General features: G+C 50.1%; 1 rRNA gene. It reads right to left on the reverse strand.

What is annotated here, in order from left to right:
* Nucleotides 1-11: 11 nt before the first annotated feature.
* A 16S ribosomal RNA gene (locus tag WH267_RS25030) occupies nt 12-1,255 on the reverse strand; the annotation flags it as partial.

Raw genomic sequence — 1,255 nt, forward strand, 5'->3', positions numbered from 1 at the left:
AAGACGCTCTAAAATGAGATGTTCCAGCCGCACCTTCCGGTACGGCTACCTTGTTACGACTTAGCCCTAGTTACCTGTTTTACCCTAGGCAGCTCCTGTTACGGTCACCGACTTCAGGTACCCCAGACTTCCATGGCTTGACGGGCGGTGTGTACAAGGCCCGGGAACGTATTCACCGCGCCATGGCTGATGCGCGATTACTAGCGATTCCAGCTTCATAGAGTCGAGTTGCAGACTCCAATCCGAACTGAGACCAGCTTTCGAGATTTGCATCACATCGCTGTGTAGCTGCCCTCTGTACTGGCCATTGTATTACGTGTGTGGCCCAAGGCGTAAGGGCCGTGATGATTTGACGTCATCCCCACCTTCCTCTCTACTTGCGTAGGCAGTCTCACTAGAGTCCCCAACTTAATGATGGCAACTAGTGACAGGGGTTGCGCTCGTTGCAGGACTTAACCTAACACCTCACGGCACGAGCTGACGACAACCATGCAGCACCTTGAAAAATGTCCGAAGAAAAGTCTATTTCTAAACCTGTCATTTCCCATTTAAGCCTTGGTAAGGTTCCTCGCGTATCATCGAATTAAACCACATAATCCACCGCTTGTGCGGGCCCCCGTCAATTCCTTTGAGTTTCATTCTTGCGAACGTACTCCCCAGGTGGCTAACTTATCACTTTCGCTTAGTCTCTGAAACCTAAATCCCAAAAACGAGTTAGCATCGTTTACGGCGTGGACTACCAGGGTATCTAATCCTGTTCGCTCCCCACGCTTTCGTCCATCAGCGTCAGTTGTTGCTTAGTAACCTGCCTTCGCAATTGGTGTTCTAAGTAATATCTATGCATTTCACCGCTACACTACTTATTCCAGCTACTTCAACAACACTCAAGACCTGCAGTATCAATGGCAGTTTCACAGTTAAGCTGTGAGATTTCACCACTGACTTACAGATCCGCCTACGGACCCTTTAAACCCAATAAATCCGGATAACGCTTGCACCCTCCGTATTACCGCGGCTGCTGGCACGGAGTTAGCCGGTGCTTATTCGTATAGTACCTTCAGCTAGATACACGTATCTAGGTTTATCCCTATACAAAAGAAGTTTACAACCCATAGGGCCGTCGTCCTTCACGCGGGATGGCTGGATCAGGCTCTCACCCATTGTCCAATATTCCTCACTGCTGCCTCCCGTAGGAGTCTGGTCCGTGTCTCAGTACCAGTGTGGGGGATCACCCTCTCAGGCCCCCTAAAGATCG

This window comes from Chryseobacterium sp. MYb328, assembly GCF_037572595.1.
GTDB lineage: Bacteria > Bacteroidota > Bacteroidia > Flavobacteriales > Weeksellaceae > Chryseobacterium > Chryseobacterium pennae.